Raw genomic sequence first — 19546 nt, forward strand, 5'->3', positions numbered from 1 at the left:
ACGATAATTATGATACAACTTCTGCAGCAGGCTCTACCGATTTTGCTTTTTTAGCAAATAATTTTTTAGCGAATGAAAAAACATTAAACTTTCCTATATCTTCCAAAATTGTATAAACAACCGGCACAACAAATAATGTAAGAATTGTTGAAGTTATCAAACCACCAATTACCGCTTGTCCCATTGGGGCTCTCCATTCAGCTCCTTCCCCAACTCCAATTGCTACCGGAAGCATTCCACCAATTGTAGAAAATGTAGTCATTAATATCGGTCTTAATCTTGTTGGGCCAGATTGCAATAACGCTTCCATTCTTGTTTTACCCTGTTCACGCAGCTGATTAGTATAATCAACCAATAGTATCGCGTTCTTTGTTACAATACCCATTAACATTATTATTCCGATTAATGAGATTATTGAGACCGAGTTGCCGAAAATAAGAAGGAATAAAGCCGCTCCCACAACCGCCATTGGCAGAGAGAGCATAATTGATAGTGGATGTACCAAACTCTCAAATTGCATGGCGAGAACAATATAAACAAACACTATCGCGAGCATTAGTGAAAGCAGCATATTAATAAATGACTCTGTCTGTTCTTCCCCTTGGCCCACAACATTAATCATATACCCTTGTGGGAGATCTATTTTATCAATTTCTTTTTGAACATCACCGAGAACTTCACCTAAAAATCGATCAGAGATATTCGCATCAACTCTAATTTCTTTAAGTCGGGTGTATCTATTAATTTTTGATGGGCCTGTGCCCTCCTCAATTTTTGCTATATCACCAATTGGAATCAAGTAATTATTTCCATGATTATCTTTTTTAGTGCTTTTAATATTGAGTGTGGAAATATTTATAAAATCACTTCTATCTTCTTTTTGTAATCTAACCCTCACATCGTATTGCTCATCTCCTTCTTGATATTGAGTTGCAACATTGCCATCAACCATTGAACGAACTGCAGATGCGATGGCATAAGGATTTACCCCCAGATCAGAAGCTTTTTCTCTATCAAGAACTAATCTTACCTCAGGTTTCGAAAGCTCGAGACTATTATCAACATCAACGGTGCCGGATGTATTATGTACGATGTTTTCAACTTTTGCCGCCAATGCTTTTATTGTATCAATATTTTCCCCACGTATGCTATATGTTACCGGTTTTTCATTGCCGCCGGGACCTCCCTCAAGAAGGAAGCTAAACTTTGCACCGGGTATTTTTTTTAGTTCAGTTCTAAAACCCTTTATTAACTCAAAAACTGAAACGTCGCGCTCCCTTTTTTTAGTGAGCTTAACAAGAATTGTGGCTTGAGTAACGGGATTATTTGCTGAGCCGATTGTGGTTAACACTGTTGTTACTTCTTTATTCTTTTTAAAGATGCTTTCTGCTTTTTCGCAAATCTCACTTGATTGTTCTAGCGAACTTCCGGGATTTGCTTTCACATCAACAATAAATTCAGCTTGATCAGCTTGAGGGAAAAATTCCGAACCGAGTGATCCCATTAGCCCAAGACTTAGAACGAATACAATTATTGCTGATACAAAAACAGTTTTACGATGATTTAGAGACCATTTTAACGCTGTCTTGTATTTTGCACTAAGAAAATCAAACGAGTGATTAAAATAATAGAGTATTTTATTTAATAAATTACCTTCGGGATTGAGAGTCTCATCATCTTTCCTCAGCCATTTAGCGGATAACATTGGGGTTAGAGTAAATGCTACAAACAATGAAACCAGCACCGACGCGGAAATAGTTAATCCGAATTGATAAAAGAATCGGCCCACAATTCCTTCCATAAATGCTATAGGTACAAATACCGCCACAATTGTAAATGTAGTTGCCAGCACCGCCAGTCCAATTTCTGCGGTGGCATCTTTTGCGGCGTCAACAGATTTTTTACCCATTTGAAGATGCCTGTAAATATTTTCAATTACTACAATCGCGTCATCAATTAACAAACCTACCGCTAATGAAAGTGCCAGAAGAGACATCATGTTAAGTGTGAAGTCAAGGGCATACATCATAATAAAACTTGCAATAATTGAAGATGGCAACGCTAACGCGGTAATAATTGTTGCTCTAAAATTTGCCAGGAACAGATAAATAATAAACACTGCCAGCAATCCACCATAAAAAATGTCTACCAACACATCATCAATTGAGTTTTCAATATATACGGAGTTGTCGCGAGCCAAGTAAATCTCTATATCTTGAGGCATCTCCTTTTCTAGCGAGGCAATTGCTTTCTTTACTTCATTGGCAACTTCAACAGTATTACTTCCAGATTGTTTAACAATATCAAGTCCAACTGCAGATTTACCATTAAATCTTGTTAAACTAGTTTTTTCTTTAACGCCGTCAATCACTTTCGCTACATCTCTTAAATAGACCGTTTTTCCATTAGGTGTAGCAACAATAACATTATTAAAGTCATCTATTGAACGGTATTTTCCCATTGTTCTAAGTAGAACCTGTCTTTGACCATTAATTAAATTTCCACCGGGAATTTCGACGTTGCTGGCTCCCACATTATAAATCACATCTTCAATTGAAAGATTATATGCTTTTAATCGAGCGGCATCAACTTCAATTTGAATTTCTCTTTCAGAACCTCCGACTAAGTTTACAGCGCCAACTCCAGGGATGCTTTCCAGCCTTCTTTTAATTACATCTTTAGAATAAGTAGTAATCTCTTTATCCGATCTTTGCCCCGAAACAGTAAACTGCATAATTGGCAGACTAGCAAAATCAAATCTTTGAACGACGGGATCCTCAACATCTTTCGGTAATTCGGCTCTAATAGCGGCAACTTTTTCTCGAACATCTTGAGCGGCTTGCTTACCATCAATTTCCAGTTTAAATGCAATCACAACAATTGAAACATTTTCTTGTGAAGTTGATTGAACCCAATCCACACCTTCTACAACATTTACAGCATCTTCAATTTTCTTTGAAAGATCGGTCTCAATTTGTTCTGGACCAGCACCGGGAAGTATTGTTGTAATCATTACAAATGGAATATCTACATTCGGATATAAATCAACATTCAATTTATAGAATGAGAATAAACCCAATACAACCAGTGATACTATCATCATTGTGGCAAATACCGGGCGCTTTATCGAAACATCTGCTAATTTCATTTTTATCTCTACTTGATTAATTGGATGAAATTTGAATTGGCTGCCCATTTTTTAAATTGGCGTTGCCGAGTGTAATAATTTTATCTTCTTTATTTATACCGGATTTTATCTCGGTAGAAACTCCATTAGTAATTCCAATACTAACCAGTTTAAAAACGGCTTTACCATTTTCGGCGACAAAAATTCCTTTATCATTATCTTTGTTGATTATTGCTGAGTTTGGCACTACGAGCGATTTATCTTTAGTGAACAACTCAACATTTACACGGCAAAACATTCCCGGCTTAAACCATTTATCACCTGTATTGTTAAAAAGTACTTTTCCCTCAAAACTTCTCGAATTAACATCTGCCGATTTCGAAATTTGAATGATTTTTCCTTTTACCTTTAATTCGGGTTTTAGCTCCGAATATACTTCTGCAGATTGCCCAACCGCAAAGTTTGGAATATCCGACTCACCAACATTAATTATCGCTTTCATCTTGAAAATATTTGCAACAACCACTAAAGGAATACCAGGCGAAGCCAAATCACCAATATTTACATTAACTTCTGTAACTACTCCTGAGATCGGGCTGGTTAAATCAACACTGCTTTTTGCCGCATCAAAATTTGCTTTGGCAATATTGAATTGAGTTTGTACTCCATCCAGCATTTGCTGAGAGATAGCCCCCTCAGAATAAAGAGATTTCATTCTTTCTAAATCTTTCTGCGAATTTAGAAAACCTGCCTCTGCCTGATAATACTGTGATGAAGCACCCGATTTATCTAATTGAATTAACAACTGACCTGTTTTAACATAATCCCCCACTTTAACATTAACAGCGGTAATTCTCTCGGGAATTTTTCCAACAATATTTGCCTGCTCTTCCCCTTCCAGGTTTCCGTTAAATGATTTTACAACTGCTATATCTTTTATCTCTACATTGGCAAGGGATACAGCAATTGTATCTGTTACATTTTGTTTATCGGTATTTTTATCATCACCATTAGCGCCGCAACCGATTACAAAAAGCAATATTGCAAAACTCATTAATAATTTTACTTTTTTAAGATTTCTCATTTTATTTTTCCTAATTCTGTTTTGATTCGTTCACGATATTTAGACTTACTACATTTTCCCATTCCGCTTTTGCGATCAAGTAATCATATACAGCCTGTGCATAATTAGTATTCGCAAATGCAAGGGCGGCTTGGCTATCAATTAATTCTAATTGAGTTCCCACTCCATTTTTAAATCTGCTTTGCGCAATTTTCAAAGTTTTTTCTGCTTGCTCTAAGTTCTTCTCCTGGGCTTTAATTCTTTTTTTAGCCTCTTCCATATTTAATTTTGCCTGCAATACTTGAATTTTTAGTCCATCAATCAATTTGTTTTTTGTTATTTCTACTTTCTCTTTATCAATTATTGCTTGTTCAATTCTAGCGCCTCTTCTAAATCCATCGAACAATGTATATTGAAGATTTACTCCAACCATAAAAGTTTTTGCCCAATTATAGTTTTTGAATTGATAAGTGTTATCCTGGCTCTGAAATGCATACTGCCCGAATGCCGATAGGACTGGATAATACTCTGACTTTTCGATAGTTACATTCTTATCAAGCAATGAGGCCTGAATTGCCAGTTGCTTTACAGCCGGGTGATTGTACACAGCCGTAATACTCATTTCATCAATTGTTGATTGTGGCAATTCCTCGTAACTAAATTTTCCTTTTAAGGATATTTCCTGATTAACGTCGATTGCCGCAATATTTTTGAGAAGATTTTTAGCCATCGCAAGATTGTTTTTTGTTTGGGTTAGTGCCGGCGTTGTATTCGCCAACTGAACTTCCGCTCTTAAATTATCATATTCAGAAGCTACACCTTGCTTAAACATTGAAGAAACATTTTCGTAGTTGGCTTTTGCAACCTCATAATTCTTACCTGTTACTTCAACAAGTTCTTCCATCAGTAAAACTGTATAGAATGCTTTTTTAACAGCTAGAATAATATCTTGTTTTGCGTAAGCATTTCCTTCTTTCGACATTTCGGCATATTCATCAGCTATTTGAATAGCGGTATTCACTTTTTGACTGTAGATGACCTGACTAATTGAAACCGAGGCGTCAAAATTATTTTTAGCTCCAATCTCAAATGTCTGGGTTTGGTCGGTATTATTAAAAGCCGTATTTGGTCCAATGAATAAAACCGGAAGTTTTATATTTCTGGTATATCTTCCGGCAAAATCAATTCTTGGGAAAGCACTGGCATACGCTTCATTAATCTGCTCCTCAGCTTTTTGCATCTCCTTCTCGGAATATTTTATATCCCAATTGTTTTTTAATGCTCTATCGATCGCAGCATCCAAAGTAAGCTCTAATACCTCGACTGACTTATTTTGTTGATCGACACTTTGCGCGGTTAGAATTTGTAACGCCGCTAAAAATAGGATTAGTAGTTGTTTCACATTTTCCTCTAATTATCTTTCGAAATTCCTTTAAATATTATTTCCCTGAGCATTGCTACATGTTGATCAATGCTTAAGCTCTCTATTTGTTTGTGATATATTAAATCGAGTATAAAAGGGAATACCATGTTTTGATACAATATCGAAAAGTGAAGTGGATTAACTTCAATTATTTCATTTTCTGAAATCCCTTTCAAAATTCGGGTTTGCATTATTTTATTGGTCTGATGGATATACTCAATAAATTCACCCCGATCTTTATTAAAATTATTGACCTTCATTTGATTGATATAGTGCTCGGCTAAAAGGATAAATGCTTCCTGGTTTTCCAAGCAATAGCTGAACATTTCTCGTGTATAAATGGTAATGAACTCCTCAAAATTCTTACCGTCACCATCAGCCTTTTTTATGGCTTCAAGATTTGATACCAGCACATCTTCTATAATGACCTTGATAATCTCATCTTTACTGGAGAAGTAATTATAGATTGTCCCCTTTCCAAACTCGGCTTCCATCGCGATGTCGTCGAGAGTGGCAGAGTTAAATCCTTTGGAGGCAAACAGCTTTTTGGCGGCTTTTAATATCTCACCCCGTTTCTGAAGCTTTTCTCTCTCTTTTCTGCTCAAATTATTAATATTTTCCATTTTTACTCTTTTATTTGACTTTTAAGTCGACAAAGATACTAATCATTCGTTTAATAAACCAATTAGTCATTTTCAAAACTCGACATTCTTTTATTTAACATGGTTCATTAGACGACCGTTTAGAATGGAAGTTTTATGTCTTTTTAAAAAAAATAAAGATTTAGGAGTTTTTAAAGAAGTTGCAGCTGAATATCGCTAGGGTTGGTTTTACTGTTTTGAATTACTGCCTGAAAAGATTTTCGCTCCCCAAAATTTAAACGGATTTCGGGTAATGCGTTATCTGACTTTGTTTTTTGTTCGTACCACTGTTCAACTGTATGCGAAACATTTTTAACTGTTTCAAAATTTTGCAGGTCTAGTGTTATTGGAAGCATTTAATAAACGAATAGATTTATTTGTTAAAAGAATATTAACTTTTTGTGCAACTTATTACATTTGATTTTTGTACGCAACAAAAAATTTTTTAAAATGAAAAATTTAATAGTGGACTTTTATTGAAATTAGTTTTTTGAAGTGAATTAACTGTTTTTTAAATCAAAAAAAATAATCAGCACAAAAAGTTTTTAGTCTTCTGTGCTGATTAGTAAAAAAAATTTATTTATGGTAATGATTTTTCCAACAACCATTCATAGATTTTTTCATTTTCGTATGTTACAGTCCACGAATCATGATCTAAATCGTCATAAATTGTAAACTCAGCTTTTCCGTTACAATATTTTAACCTATCAATTAATTGCTGAGAAGCGACTACGGGCACAACCATATCTTTAGCACCATGGAAAGCCCAAATCGAAACATTCCGCGCATTGCAAATTTCGAATGCATCACCCCATCCACAAATTGGAATTGCCGCGGCAATTCTTTCGGGAATCTCAGAAATTAAGCGCCATGTACCATTGCCCCCCATACTTAATCCGGTTATATAAATTCTCTTTTCATCAACATTAAGTTTATCAATCAACTCATCAATCAATGAAATCAATGCTTTTGTGTCCCATCTAACATTTAATGGACACTGTGGAGATACGACAATGAATGGAAAATCTTTTCCCTGCTCAATTAATTTTGGAAGTCCATGTTTTTTAACAAGATTAAGGTCAGTGCCTCTTTCTCCTGCACCATGAAGAAACAGTACTAATGGAAATTTTTCTCCCGATTCATAATTTTTTGGAAGGTAGAGGAGATAGCTTATATCAATATTCTGTTTATAAACTGTGGTCAACCGGTTTTCCATTTGAACATTTTTTTCTTCTTGCGCCATAACATCTTTGTGATTAAACACTGTTATGATCAAAAAGATTATAAAAAGTAAAACTTGTCTTAACTTCATAAATACTCCTCAAAATTTTTTATCCCATTGTTACTTCAACAATATTAATAGAATTTGGAGGCATTACAGGTATCATGTTTCCTTCATGATTCTTTCCATTTATTTTTAAAGATGTGATACCTTTTGAAACATGGTTTGGATTACTAATTTTAATATTATAAACAGCTTCTCGAAATTTCCGAACAATCTCAAAACCGCTCCAATCTTTTGGAATGCATGGATCAACTTTTAATCCATTATACTGGGGCTGAATTCCTAAAATATATTGTGTAATAGTATAATAATTCCATGAAGCGGTACCTGTAAGCCAACTATTTTTTGCTTCCCCCGGTTTGAATGCATCTTTTCCGGCAATCATTTGTGAGTAAACATAAGGTTCGGTTTTATGCAAATCACTAATTTCTTCAAGATATGCAGGCGCAATCTTCTTGTAATACTCAAATGCCCTATCCCCATTTCCAACCAATGTTTCGCCAATCATTATCCAAGGATTATTATGGCAGAATATTCCCGCATTTTCTTTATATCCGGCTGGGTATGTGGAAATTTCCCCCATATTGATATAATATTTCGTAAAAGCGGGGTTATTTAACACAATTCCATATTCACAATCCAAATATTTTTTAACTGAATTGAGAGCAAGTTCAGCTTTTCCATCTTCGAGACCAACGCCGGCCATCGTACAAAATCCTTGCGATTCAATAAATATTTTCCCCTCTTCATTTTCCTTACTCCCTATTTTTTCTCCGAAATAATCATAAGCCCGTAAAAACCATTCCCCATCCCATCCATGTTTTTCTATTGCCTCAATCATATCGGCTACATGTTTTCGCGCTTCAGTAGCTTCACTTTCCTTTTTTAACTCATCACATAACTTTACAAACTCACCACCATACAGAACAAACAAACCGGCAATCATTACAGATTCGGCGACACCGCCACTTTTATTTTCAGTTGTTTGAAATGATTCATCGGGATTCTTTGAAAAGCAATTAAGATTTAAGCAGTCATTCCAATCCGCTCTTCCTATTAAGGGGAGTTTGTGTGGACCTAAATTATTCACCACATGATAGAATGATCGTTTTAAATGTTCAAATAGTGATTTCGCTTTTGATTCATCATTGTCGAACGGAACAGATTCATCAAGAATTGACCAGTCACCCGTTTCTTTTATGTATGCAGATGTAGAGAGAATTAACCATAGCGGGTCATCGTTAAAATTTCCGCCAACAGCATGATTTCCCTTTTTTGTTAATGGTTGATATTGATGATAAGCTCCTCCATCTTCAAACTGAGTTGCGGCAATATCCAAAATTCTTTCTTTTGCTTTCTGAGGAATTTGATGCACAAATCCAATTAAATCCTGGTTTGAATCTCGGAATCCCATTCCTCTACCAATTCCGCTCTCAAAATATGAAGCGCTCCTCGACATATTAAAAGTAACCATACATTGATATTGATTCCAGATATTAACCATGCGGTCAAGTTTGTCATCACCACTTTTTAATTGATAAATAGAAAGCAGATTTTCCCAATAATTTTTTAATTCGCTGAATGCCGCATCAACTTTAGTTGCATCAGAGTATAAGTCAATCATTTCGAGAGCTTTAGTTTTATTGATTACCTCTTTTGATTCCCACTTATTGTCATCTTCATTTTCGATGTAACCGAGGATGAAAATAAATTCCTTCATTTCCCCTGGATTTAAATCAACTTCGATATAATGAGAGGCAATTGGGGACCAGCCATGGGCTACCGAATTTTTAGGTCTTCCCTCAAATACTACATCGGGCTTATCAAATCCATTATATAATCCTATAAATGAATCCCGGTCGGTATCAAAACCATTAATCGGAGTATTGACAGAATAGAACGCAAAGTGATTTCTTCTCTCTTTATATTCTGTTTTATGATAGATAACCGAATCTTTAATTTCTACTTCACCGGTGGAAAAATTACGCTGAAAATTTGTTTGATCATCTTGAGCGTTCCATAAACACCATTCAATTAATGAAAATAATTTTATTGATTTAGGAGTACTTCCATAATTAATTAGTTTTAATTTCTGCACTTCGCAATTGCTCTTTATAGGCACAAAAAAAGTTACCTCTGCTTCGATAGAATTACGCTTTCCCTTAATAATAGTATAACCCATTCCATGTCTGCATGAATAATCTTCTAGTTTGGCCTTCACAGGTTTCCAACCCGGATTCCAAACATCACCATTATCATTTATGTAAAAATATTTTCCACCATTGTCTATTGGCACATTATTATAACGGTAACGGGTAAGTCTTCTTAATAGCGCATCTTTATAAAAAGTGTATCCGCCGGCTGTATTTGAGATTAAAGAAAAAAAGCTTTCACTACCCAGATAATTGATCCATGGATAGGGAGTCTTTACATTGTTAATTACATATTCCTTGTTAGTGTCATCGAAATAACCAAATTTCATTTTATATTCCCTTTATTATATCCGCCGAGATGAAAATTATATAACTCTTATTATCAATGAATTAGCGGAAGTGAAAAATTTATTTGAATGCCGACTAATGTTTTTTCAATTCATTCCAGATTAATGCCGCGGCACCAAGAACCGCAGTATTTTTATCAAGAAGTCCCGATGGAATTATTCTAACTTTATTTTTGAAAATATCGAGTAAATTTTCTTCCATATATTTTTTTACAGGGATAAAAAGAATATCCCCCGCTTTTGCGAGTCCGCCAAATAAAATAATTGCTTCCGGACTCAGATATGCAACTGTATTTGCTAATTCGAACCCTAAAATTTTGGCTGTATAATCGAAAGCTTCGAGAGCCAGTTCATCACCATTTGCCGCGGCAATGCCGATATGTTTGGATGTAATCTCATCCTCCGGAATATCTCTAAGTTGACTTTTTTGTTCAGAACGATTTAATATTTCTATTGCGGTTTTTCTGATTCCAGTTGCTGATGCATAAGTTTCCAAACAACCTTTTCTGCCGCAACCGCAATCCCTTCCATTTTTCTCAACTATTGAATGACCAATTTCCCCTGCAAATCCATCATGACCATATACTAATTCACCATTAACAATAATTCCGCTGCCCAATCCGGTTCCTAATGTTATCACCACAAAATCCTTCAGCCCAATTCCAGCACCAAATAACAATTCGCCCAAGGCTGCGGCATTTGCGTCATTTGTTATTGCTGAGGGCAAGTGGGTGTATTTCTTTACAATATTTTTAACATCAACCATACCCCAATTTAGATTTGGAGGATTTTCGACAGTTCCTTTATAATAATTAGCATTGGGTGCGCCAATCCCAATTCCAACTAACTCATGAGTTCCCACATAGTTTTGAAATGAATCCATCACTTGTTTAAACAATCTTTCAAAAAATTGATCCGCTGATTTTTCTGCCAAGGTGGGAAGTGATGATTCATAAAGACAATTTCCATTTTCTTCAATAAATCCGAAAACAGTATTTGTACCGCCGATATCTACACCGGCAACAACTTTTTTAATTTCCATTATTCAATTCTCTGCACAGTTTTATGAATTATTTTAACAATTAAACCCAATTATTTAACAAATACTGTGCCTCTAAAAACAAAACTACTCCTTATCAAAAGCTATTTTTTCACCCAAAAACAAAAGAAAAGATGAACTGTGATTTTGGTTCTAAAACTTCTTATTAGAATAATAAGCCCAATTATTATTTTAATAAGGACTTTATGAGTGTGCCCTACTCAGCTTAAAAGTTATTTACAATGGTTCTTCATGACTTAAACAATGTATCGTTCCCAGCCCCCAAACGAGATCCACCGAATGGATTCCTATTACTTCACGGTCAGAAAAAAACTCTTTTATAATATTCAGGGCAATTCTATCGTTAGGATCATTAAAGGTTGGAACAAGTACCGCATTATTTGAAATGTAAAAATTGGCATAACTTGCGGGGAGCCGTAAATCTTCAAATTCTATTGGCGCAGGCATTGGTAAGGATACAATATTTAACTTACTTCCATTTTCAAGGCGGGCATCTTGCAATCGCTCATAATTTTCTTCAAGTATAGAATAGTTCTCATCTTTACTGTCTGTTTCTCTGCAAAGTAAAACAGTATTCTTATTTACAAATCTGCATAAATCGTCAACGTGTCCATGTGTATCATCTCCAGCAATACCTTTTCCCAACCATATTATATTTTTAATTCCAAGATATTTATCAAACACTTTTTCATAATCCTTTTTTGTGAATCCTGGATTGCGCACTTGAACTATCTTATCCATCAAACATTCTTCTGTAGTTAGTAATGTACCGCATCCATTGGAATCAATCGCTCCCCCTTCCAGAACTACTGTTCTATCTTTATATTCGGCATCAATCAAATCAACACTCAAAACATTTGAAAGAGTTCGTGGAATATATTTATCTTTTTTCCAATTAGAATATTTTGCCCAGCCGTTAAATTGAAATCTGATTGCTGTTGTTTCACTTCCCCTTTTTACAAATGTTGGAGAAGAATCACGCATCCATCCTCGATCAGTTTCATTGATAATAAATTCTATATTATTCAAATCAACATTGGCTCGTTCAAGACATTTTTGAGCTTTCTTCCTTTCATTTTGAGATTGAACAATTATTCTAACAAGCTCTCCATCCACAATATTTTTTACTATTTCTACATATACCCACTGAATTGGTTCGAACTTACCAGGCCAATCTTCTTTTTGGTGTGGCCAGCAAATTATTGTTGATTTGTGTTCTTCCCATTCGGCGGGAAGTCTATAAGTGATGTTTGATTTCATTTAATGTCCAAGAATTAAAAGTAAAAAGCTTAATCGCAGAGAACGCAAAGAATCCGCAGAGTTTTAATCTATATACCTTTTTGTAATATCATTATACGCGTCAATTCTTCTATCTCTTAAAAATGGCCAATTTCTTCTTATTGTTTCAAGATGTTTTAAATCAACTTCTGCTAATAAAATTTCTTCTTTATCCTCAGAAGCTTGCGCGATGAATACTCCTTGCGGATCGCATATAAATGAGGATCCCCAAAATTGTATTCCATCGCTATCTGGAATTGGTTTTTCCAAACCTATTCTATTTGCCGACGCTACATAAACACCATTGGCAATTGCGTGTGAACGCTGAATTGTAATCCATGAATCTTTTTGAGCAGAACCATATCTTTCTTTTTCGGCCGGATGCCAGCCAATTGCTGTTGGATAGAATAATACTTCCGCCGCTTGAAGTGATGTAAGACGCGCACCTTCTGGATACCATTGATCCCAGCAAATTAATGTTCCAATTTTACCAAATTTTGTTTGAAATGATTTGAAGCCTAAATCCCCGGGAGTGAAATAATATTTTTCATAATATGAAGGATCATCAGGGATGTGCATTTTTCTATATGTGCCTAAAATTTCTCCTCCCGCATCAATTATTACCGCGCTATTATGATAAACACCGGGTGCCCTTTTTTCAAATAAAGGAACAATTATAGATATTTTCAGATCAACAGCTAATTTTTGAAATGAATTTGTTGAAGGACCCGGAATTGTTTCGGCAAGATCGAATAGTGAAGAATCTTCCTTTTGGCAGAAGTATTGTGAGCGGTAGAGTTCAGGCAGACAAACTATATTTGCCCCCTCTTTAGCCGCTTTTTCAACCCACGATAATGTTTTTTTCAGATTATCATCAATATCTTCAGAGAATGCGAGTTGTAATAATCCAATTGTATATTTCTTGCTCATCAGAAATCCTTAATAATTAATGAGCAAATATAACAATTCATCTTAAACAATTGTGTCGTGAATTCTACGAGAAATAATAAAAAAAGAGACGCCATAATTGACGTCTCTCGTTTTTAAGATTTTATCAGAAAAATCAAATTAATTCAATTGGCAGTTTTCTAATTCTTTTTCCAGATGCATTGAATATTGCATTACATAAGGCGGGTGCAACCGGAGCTATAGCAAGTTCACCAATTCCCCCAACTTTCTCCACACTAGGGATTATGTGTACTTCAACTTCAGGCATCTCAGAAAGTGTTAGCATTGGGAAATCATCATAGTTACTCTGTTCAATTGCTCCATTCCTAATTGTAATCTTTTGTTTAAGTGCCGCTGATAGAGCAAAAGCGATTGATCCTTCAATCTGCGATTCCAATGTATCTGGGTTTACTACAATTCCACAATCAATTACAGCAACATATTTATCAACTTTAAGTTTACTGCCAGTTACGGTAACTTCAGCAACTAAAGCGCAGAAGCTATTATAACCTTCATAAATGGCTATTCCTCTACCTCTCCCCGGTTCTAATTTTTTGTTCCACTCGGCTTTATTAGCGGCAACCAGCATAACATTTTTTAATCGTGAGTCTTCAACCAATAATTCTTTTCGTAATTCAAGAGGATCTTTTCCGGCCGCGAAAGCTAATTCATCAATAAACGATTCAATTGCAAATGGATTTTGAGTTCCATAAACAGCCCGCAGCCACGAAATTAATACAGGAGTATTAACTACTGTTCCGCTGACTCTATTATATGGGAATTTATATTTCCAGCCTGTTGCGCTCCCGGCAATATCATATTCGCGTGCGGTTTTTGGCATTCCCTGATCCTGTGCCCTTATTGAGGTTGCAATAATATGATGCTTAAATTCCATTACTTTATTTTCGGCTACAATTCCTTTCATGCTGTGCATACTTGTGGGTCTAAAATACCCATACTTCATATCATCGTCCCGAGTCCACATCAATTTTATAATTTTTCCCGATACATTTGAAATCTCGGCGGCTTCGACGGCGAAATCACTTCTAAGTTTTCTACCAAACGCTCCTCCAACAAATGTAACATGAAGCACAACGTCTTCAGGCTTTCTATTAAGTAATTGTGCAACTCTATTTTGAGCATCTTGAGGATTTTGAGAAGAAACCCACATTTCAGCTTTATCCTTTGTAATATTTGCAACCGCATTTACCGGTTCCATTGGAGCGTGGGCAATGTATGGCACTTCATAAATCGCTTCAATTACTTTTGCGTCTTTACTATTTCCACTAAAGGGATTTCCATATTCTTCCAATGTAAATCCATCGCTTGAAATATGAGATTCCATTTCTTTTTTAATTGAATCGGAACTTACATTAACATTACTTCCTAAATCCCAGTCAATTACAAGCGCATCTCTTCCTTTAATCGCGCTCCATGTTGAACTCGCAATAACTGCAACACCTCTAGATATTTGGATTACTTCAACAACACCATTAACTTTTTTTGCTTTCGAGTCATCAAAATTTTTTAATGTCGCCCCATAAACTGGAGGTCTCTTAATAACCGCATAGAACATTCCCGGAAGAGCAATATCAATTCCAAATTTAGCTTTTCCAAAAAGTTTGTCGGGAGTATCAGTACGAGGAACACGCTTGCCAATTATTTTATAATCCTTGGGATCTTTCAATTTAACATCTTTGGGTACAGTTAATTTAGCCGCATCATCCACGAGTTCTGCATAACTAAACGATTTATTATTAACTGAATTTTTGATATATCCATTTTCAGCGAAACATTTCGATTCATCTAAACCAAATTTTAAAGCGGCGGCAGAAATAAGCATCATTCTTGCGGTAGCTCCCGCTACTCTAAAAGGTTCAAAAGTACTTCTGATGCTCCAGCTTCCACCGGTAGATTGACTTCCATACTTCGAATCGGCATTGGCTTGAATTACTCTAATCTTATCAACTTCAACTTCCAACTCTTCCGCTACCAGCATAGGAAGAGATGTTTGCACACCTTGTCCCATTTCAGTTCTATGAACAAAAACTGTTACTATTCCATTCGAGTCAATTTGAAGATATACGCTTGGAGAAAATATTTTTGGTTCTCCATCCGGTTTTGCATTTAAAATTGATGCAGGTACATAAGCAGCAAGCAGTAATCCGCTTCCGCTCAATCCAACTATTTTTACAAACTCTCTTCGTGTATGCTTTCTCATTTTATTTTTCCTCCTCAACCAATTTTACCACCGCTTTTTTAATTCGATGATAAGTACCGCATCGGCACAAAACCGAATCCATCACATCTTCAACTTGTTTAATCGATGGTTTTGTTTTTTCATTAAGAAGAGAGGCAAGAGTTAAAATTTGGCCGGGTTGGCAATAACCGCATTGAGAGACCTCTAGATCAATCCATGTTTTGAATATTGGATGAGTTGGATTTTCAGCAAATCCCTCAATTGTAGTAATCTCTTTTCCTACTGCATTTTGCACTTCGAGGGCGCATGAGCGTTCTGCTTTTCCGTCAATAAGAACTGTGCATGTTCCACAGATACCTTCACCGCAGCTATACTTTGTACCAGTAAGTCCAAGTGTATCGCGTAATACCCATAATAAAGGTGTATCGGGATCAACATCAACACTATACTTATTTTTATTTACCTCTAATTGAAATTGAGCCATAGTTTCCTCACTAAAAATTAATTTCATTCACAATCAATATAATTAACAGTAAAATAAAAAGCCCCTCGAAAGGGTTTCTAATTAAACGTATTTATTGAAATTTTAATTTCTATTCATCCTCTGCATCATTCGGTTCCGCTGTTCCTCTAGAATTTTTTGGAATTCCTCCTTCTGCGTATCATCCAATAAACTCATTATTTCCTTATTAGATTGCTCACGAATTTCCATCACTTTTTCTCTAGTGGATGGATCACCCATTCCGCCCGACTGCATAATCTCCATAATTTTTTCCTGAGACCGGGTAAAGATTTCTTCCACCTTTTGTGTTTGTTCTTCATCCAGTTTTAGTTGTTCCGCAAGTTGTTTTGTTCTTTCTTGTGGACTCATTCTATTCTGAGCGGTAATCAATACTGAAGATAAAAGTAGAACAAGTATTACAAATAAATCTTTTCTGAAACACATAATTACTCCATTTATAATTTCATTTGCTTTGACAAGTTACTACATAACCTGGTTTAACATCATTCTAAACAATTAGCGCAAGTATCGCAAAGAGATCAATTATTAAAAGCATAGGTGTTACTTCTTCTTTTTTACCCGTGGCGATTTTTATTAAAGTCCAACTCAGAAATCCCCAAATAATTCCTTGGGTTATTGAATAAGTAAATGGAATTAACACCATTCCCAGAAACGCAGGTACGGCATCATCAAAACTGCTCCAATTAATTTTAGTTACCGGTGTCATCATAAAAACACCGACTAGTATTAACGCAGGAGCTGTTGCAATTGAAGGAACAATTGATAAAAGCGGAGATAAGAACATAAAGGGTAAAAACAAAAATCCGGCTACAATAGCTGTAAAACCGGTTCTACCTCCCTCTTTAATCCCGGTTGCACTTTCGATATACGCTGTTCCCGCGCTTGTCCCAAATACTCCCGAAATAGTAGTCGAAAAGGCATCAACTAATAATGATTCTTTTACATTACGAGGCTCTCCATTTTTATCAACTAAGTTTGCGGCTTCGGCAACTCCAATAAAAGTTGAAAGCGAATCAAACATATCTGTAAATAAAAAAGAAAAGATTACGGGGAGAAGAGCAAATTGTAATGATCCGATCAAATCTAGTTTAAAGAATAAACTGAAATCGGGTGCTGAGAATATTCCCTTATAGGTTACAAGAGTTGATAAACCATTATTAATTGCAGAAGCGTCGCCATACAATCTCCCTATTGGAATAGATAAAATTGTTGTAAAAATGATCCCAAGAATAATAGCTCCCTTAATTTTCTTTACAACAAGGATACTCATAGCCATCAGACCAATAAGGAATGTAACAACTATCCAATTCATCTTTGCGATACTGACAAGTGTGACTGGATTATCAACAATAAACTTCGCGTTTTCAAATCCTATAAATGTTATGAATATGCCAATGCCGGCAGCGATTGCGTATCTTAATTGTTTGGGAATAGCTTGAATAATTAACTTGCGCACATTTATTATTGATAAAATTATAAACACAATTCCGCTCCAGAAAACAGCGCCAAGAGCAATTTCCCATTTAACACCCATCCCAATCACAACCGAGTAAGCAAAAAACGCATTGATCCCCATGCCCGGCGCAATTACAATTGGATTTTTTGCGTATATACCCATAGCTATACTGCTGAAAGCGCTTACTAAAACTGTAGCGGTTAAAACTCCTTCGAAAGGCATTCCCGTTGCAGAAATAATTGCGGGATTAACAACAATTATATACATCGTGGCTAAAAAGGTAGTTACACCGGCAAGAATTTCCGTTTTAAAGTTTGTTTGATTTTCCCCAAACTTGAAGTACTTATCCATCATTTCTCCAAATTGATGAAGAGTATTGTGATCTACAAATAATTCAGATCCTTAATTGAAACTATGATAAAATTAATATTTGAGCAAATGTTTTGATTTTTCATGATAATTTAATTATGCAAGTAAAAATATTGTAGCAATAAAATAATGAAACGGTTATTATTACTTAAAATCTTTTCATTTTACATGACAACGAATCTAATGCACCGGCCATCTATAGTTTTGCCTTTGAATTTTTTTCTAATTGATCTTAATGGAGTAAATTTATGCCTATTACAACATTGAATCCTGCAACGGGGAAAATTATTAAAGAATTTACCAGTCACACTTCAGAAGAAGTTAAAAGCTTCATTAATAATTCCCACAATACTTTTTTACAGTGGCGAAATACTGATTTTTCTGAGCGCAGGAGATTAATGAATTGCGCTTCCGAAATTTTAATGAAAGACAAACAGAGGTATGGATCGATTTTAACTCTAGAAATGGGAAAACCAATAACACAAGCAATCGCCGAAGTAGAAAAATGCGCGTGGGTATGCAAGTATTATGCGGATAATGCTGAAGAAATATTAAAGGAAGAGGTAATTAAAACAGATGCCTCTGAAAGTTATGTTCGGTTTGATCCACTTGGAGTTATACTTGCTGTAATGCCCTGGAATTTTCCCTTTTGGCAAGTGTTTAGATTTGCCGCGCCAGCAATCATGGCCGGAAATACTGCATTGCTAAAACATGCAAGTAATGTACCTATGAGTGCATTAGCCATTGAAGAAATATTTACCAAAGCAGGGTTCCCACCCAATGTTTTCACCACTCTCTTAATTGGTTCTAATCTTGTCGATGATTTAATTTCAGATCCCTTAGTAAAAGCTGTTACTTTAACCGGGAGCGAGCCTGCTGGAAAACATGTAGCGCAACTTTGCGGGACAAACTTAAAAAAGACTGTTTTAGAATTAGGGGGAAGTGATCCATTTATAGTACTTGATAATGCGAATATTGATAATGCCGTTAATGTGGCTGTAACTGCACGAATCATAAATAATGGTCAGAGTTGCATTGCCGCAAAAAGATTTATAGTAGTTGATTCTGTATTTGATGAGTTTAAAGAGTTATTCGTGAAGAGAATGAATAGTATTGTTGTGGGAGATCCTATGAATTCAAATACTGAACTTGGACCAATTGCACGAGAAGATTTACTATATGAACTTGAGGAACAGGTGAAAAAATCTGTTGAATTAGGAGCTGAAATTCTATGTGGTGGAAAAATTATTAAGCGTGAAGGATTCTACTTTGAGCCTACTATACTTTCTAATCTAAAAAAAGGAATGCCAGCTTATGATGATGAAATATTTGGTCCTGTCGCAAGTTTAATTCATGTTAATGATGAGGGTGACGCAATTAAAATTGCTAACGATTCTCTATTTGGGCTTGGTGCATCAATATGGACTTCAGACATTAATAAAGCGAAAATTTTTGCCAAGCAGATTGAATCGGGCTCAGTGTTTATAAATGGAATGGTTAAATCTGATCCACGACTTCCATTTGGAGGAATTAAAAATTCTGGTTATGGAAGAGAACTCTCTAATTATGGAATAAAAGAATTTTTGAACATAAAAACTGTATGGATTAAATAACAAATTTTTGTGTTGCTTGTTCAACTATATTTTTTTGTTTTTGAATCTTTTTTATTAAAA

The 19546-nt window shown here is 35.4% G+C and carries 15 protein-coding genes; 1 reads left to right on the forward strand and 14 read right to left on the reverse strand.

The window, feature by feature from the left end:
- Nucleotides 1-7: 7 nt before the first annotated feature.
- From KF816_15690 to KF816_15755, 14 genes are all read right to left on the reverse strand, one after another.
- The gene (locus KF816_15690) at nt 8-3148 is read right to left on the reverse strand and encodes an efflux RND transporter permease subunit (protein ID MBX3009463.1); all 3141 of its coding nucleotides are present in this window, start codon (nt 3146-3148) and stop codon (nt 8-10) included.
- Nucleotides 3149-3164: 16 nt separating this feature from the next.
- On the reverse strand, nt 3165-4211 hold the full coding sequence (locus KF816_15695; GenBank protein MBX3009464.1) for an efflux RND transporter periplasmic adaptor subunit: 1047 nt from the start codon (nt 4209-4211) through the stop codon (nt 3165-3167).
- A 10-nt stretch (nt 4212-4221) separates the two neighbouring features.
- Complete coding sequence (locus KF816_15700) at nt 4222-5592, reverse strand: TolC family protein (protein ID MBX3009465.1); 1371 nt, start codon at nt 5590-5592, stop codon at nt 4222-4224.
- Between the two features lie 8 nt (nt 5593-5600).
- Nucleotides 5601-6236: a TetR/AcrR family transcriptional regulator gene (locus tag KF816_15705; protein MBX3009466.1), complete on the reverse strand. Its 636-nt coding sequence runs from the start codon at nt 6234-6236 to the stop codon at nt 5601-5603.
- Nucleotides 6237-6406: 170 nt separating this feature from the next.
- Entirely contained in the window at nt 6407-6610 is a 204-nt protein-coding gene (locus KF816_15710) for a hypothetical protein (GenBank protein ID MBX3009467.1), read from the reverse strand.
- A gap of 224 nt (nt 6611-6834) precedes the next feature.
- The gene (locus KF816_15715) at nt 6835-7566 is read right to left on the reverse strand and encodes a dienelactone hydrolase family protein (protein MBX3009468.1); all 732 of its coding nucleotides are present in this window, start codon (nt 7564-7566) and stop codon (nt 6835-6837) included.
- Nucleotides 7567-7585: 19 nt separating this feature from the next.
- Entirely contained in the window at nt 7586-10021 is a 2436-nt protein-coding gene (locus tag KF816_15720; GenBank protein ID MBX3009469.1) for a glycosyl transferase, read from the reverse strand.
- Nucleotides 10022-10115: 94 nt separating this feature from the next.
- The gene (locus KF816_15725) at nt 10116-11081 is read right to left on the reverse strand and encodes an ROK family protein (GenBank protein MBX3009470.1); all 966 of its coding nucleotides are present in this window, start codon (nt 11079-11081) and stop codon (nt 10116-10118) included.
- Nucleotides 11082-11315: 234 nt separating this feature from the next.
- Complete coding sequence (locus KF816_15730) at nt 11316-12359, reverse strand: agmatine deiminase family protein (GenBank protein ID MBX3009471.1); 1044 nt, start codon at nt 12357-12359, stop codon at nt 11316-11318.
- A gap of 63 nt (nt 12360-12422) precedes the next feature.
- On the reverse strand, nt 12423-13307 hold the full coding sequence (locus KF816_15735; protein MBX3009472.1) for a carbon-nitrogen hydrolase: 885 nt from the start codon (nt 13305-13307) through the stop codon (nt 12423-12425).
- Between the two features lie 133 nt (nt 13308-13440).
- Nucleotides 13441-15546 (reverse strand): xanthine dehydrogenase family protein molybdopterin-binding subunit, encoded by a 2106-nt coding sequence (locus tag KF816_15740; protein MBX3009473.1) that lies wholly within the window; start codon nt 15544-15546, stop codon nt 13441-13443.
- A 1-nt stretch (nt 15547) separates the two neighbouring features.
- On the reverse strand, nt 15548-16009 hold the full coding sequence (locus KF816_15745; protein ID MBX3009474.1) for a (2Fe-2S)-binding protein: 462 nt from the start codon (nt 16007-16009) through the stop codon (nt 15548-15550).
- A gap of 102 nt (nt 16010-16111) precedes the next feature.
- Nucleotides 16112-16471: a hypothetical protein gene (locus tag KF816_15750; protein MBX3009475.1), complete on the reverse strand. Its 360-nt coding sequence runs from the start codon at nt 16469-16471 to the stop codon at nt 16112-16114.
- A gap of 64 nt (nt 16472-16535) precedes the next feature.
- Nucleotides 16536-17855: an NCS2 family permease gene (locus KF816_15755; protein ID MBX3009476.1), complete on the reverse strand. Its 1320-nt coding sequence runs from the start codon at nt 17853-17855 to the stop codon at nt 16536-16538.
- Between the two features lie 266 nt (nt 17856-18121).
- Here KF816_15755 and KF816_15760 point away from each other — a divergent pair, with 266 nt between their 5' ends.
- Nucleotides 18122-19486 (forward strand): NAD-dependent succinate-semialdehyde dehydrogenase, encoded by a 1365-nt coding sequence (locus KF816_15760; GenBank protein ID MBX3009477.1) that lies wholly within the window; start codon nt 18122-18124, stop codon nt 19484-19486.
- Nucleotides 19487-19546 lie beyond the last annotated feature (60 nt).

This window comes from Melioribacteraceae bacterium (assembly GCA_019638015.1).
Classification (GTDB): domain Bacteria; phylum Bacteroidota; class Ignavibacteria; order Ignavibacteriales; family Melioribacteraceae; genus JAHBUP01.

Bases quoted from the DNA above. Each gene is read 5' to 3' on its own strand.
- KF816_15730 (MBX3009471.1), bottom strand. From the start codon at position 12,359: ATGAAATCAAACATCACTTATAGACTTCCCGCCGAATGGGAAGAACAC.
- KF816_15695 (MBX3009464.1), bottom strand. From the start codon at position 4,211: ATGAGAAATCTTAAAAAAGTAAAATTATTAATGAGTTTTGCAATATTG.
- KF816_15705 (MBX3009466.1), bottom strand. From the start codon at position 6,236: ATGGAAAATATTAATAATTTGAGCAGAAAAGAGAGAGAAAAGCTTCAG.
- KF816_15720 (MBX3009469.1), bottom strand. From the start codon at position 10,021: ATGAAATTTGGTTATTTCGATGACACTAACAAGGAATATGTAATTAAC.
- KF816_15760 (MBX3009477.1), top strand. From the start codon at position 18,122: ATGCCTATTACAACATTGAATCCTGCAACGGGGAAAATTATTAAAGAA.
- KF816_15715 (MBX3009468.1), bottom strand. From the start codon at position 7,566: ATGAAGTTAAGACAAGTTTTACTTTTTATAATCTTTTTGATCATAACA.
- KF816_15690 (MBX3009463.1), bottom strand. From the start codon at position 3,148: ATGAAATTAGCAGATGTTTCGATAAAGCGCCCGGTATTTGCCACAATG.
- KF816_15725 (MBX3009470.1), bottom strand. From the start codon at position 11,081: ATGGAAATTAAAAAAGTTGTTGCCGGTGTAGATATCGGCGGTACAAAT.
- KF816_15755 (MBX3009476.1), bottom strand. From the start codon at position 17,855: ATGGATAAGTACTTCAAGTTTGGGGAAAATCAAACAAACTTTAAAACG.
- KF816_15750 (MBX3009475.1), bottom strand. From the start codon at position 16,471: ATGTGTTTCAGAAAAGATTTATTTGTAATACTTGTTCTACTTTTATCT.
- KF816_15710 (MBX3009467.1), bottom strand. From the start codon at position 6,610: ATGCTTCCAATAACACTAGACCTGCAAAATTTTGAAACAGTTAAAAAT.
- KF816_15745 (MBX3009474.1), bottom strand. From the start codon at position 16,009: ATGGCTCAATTTCAATTAGAGGTAAATAAAAATAAGTATAGTGTTGAT.
- KF816_15740 (MBX3009473.1), bottom strand. From the start codon at position 15,546: ATGAGAAAGCATACACGAAGAGAGTTTGTAAAAATAGTTGGATTGAGC.
- KF816_15735 (MBX3009472.1), bottom strand. From the start codon at position 13,307: ATGAGCAAGAAATATACAATTGGATTATTACAACTCGCATTCTCTGAA.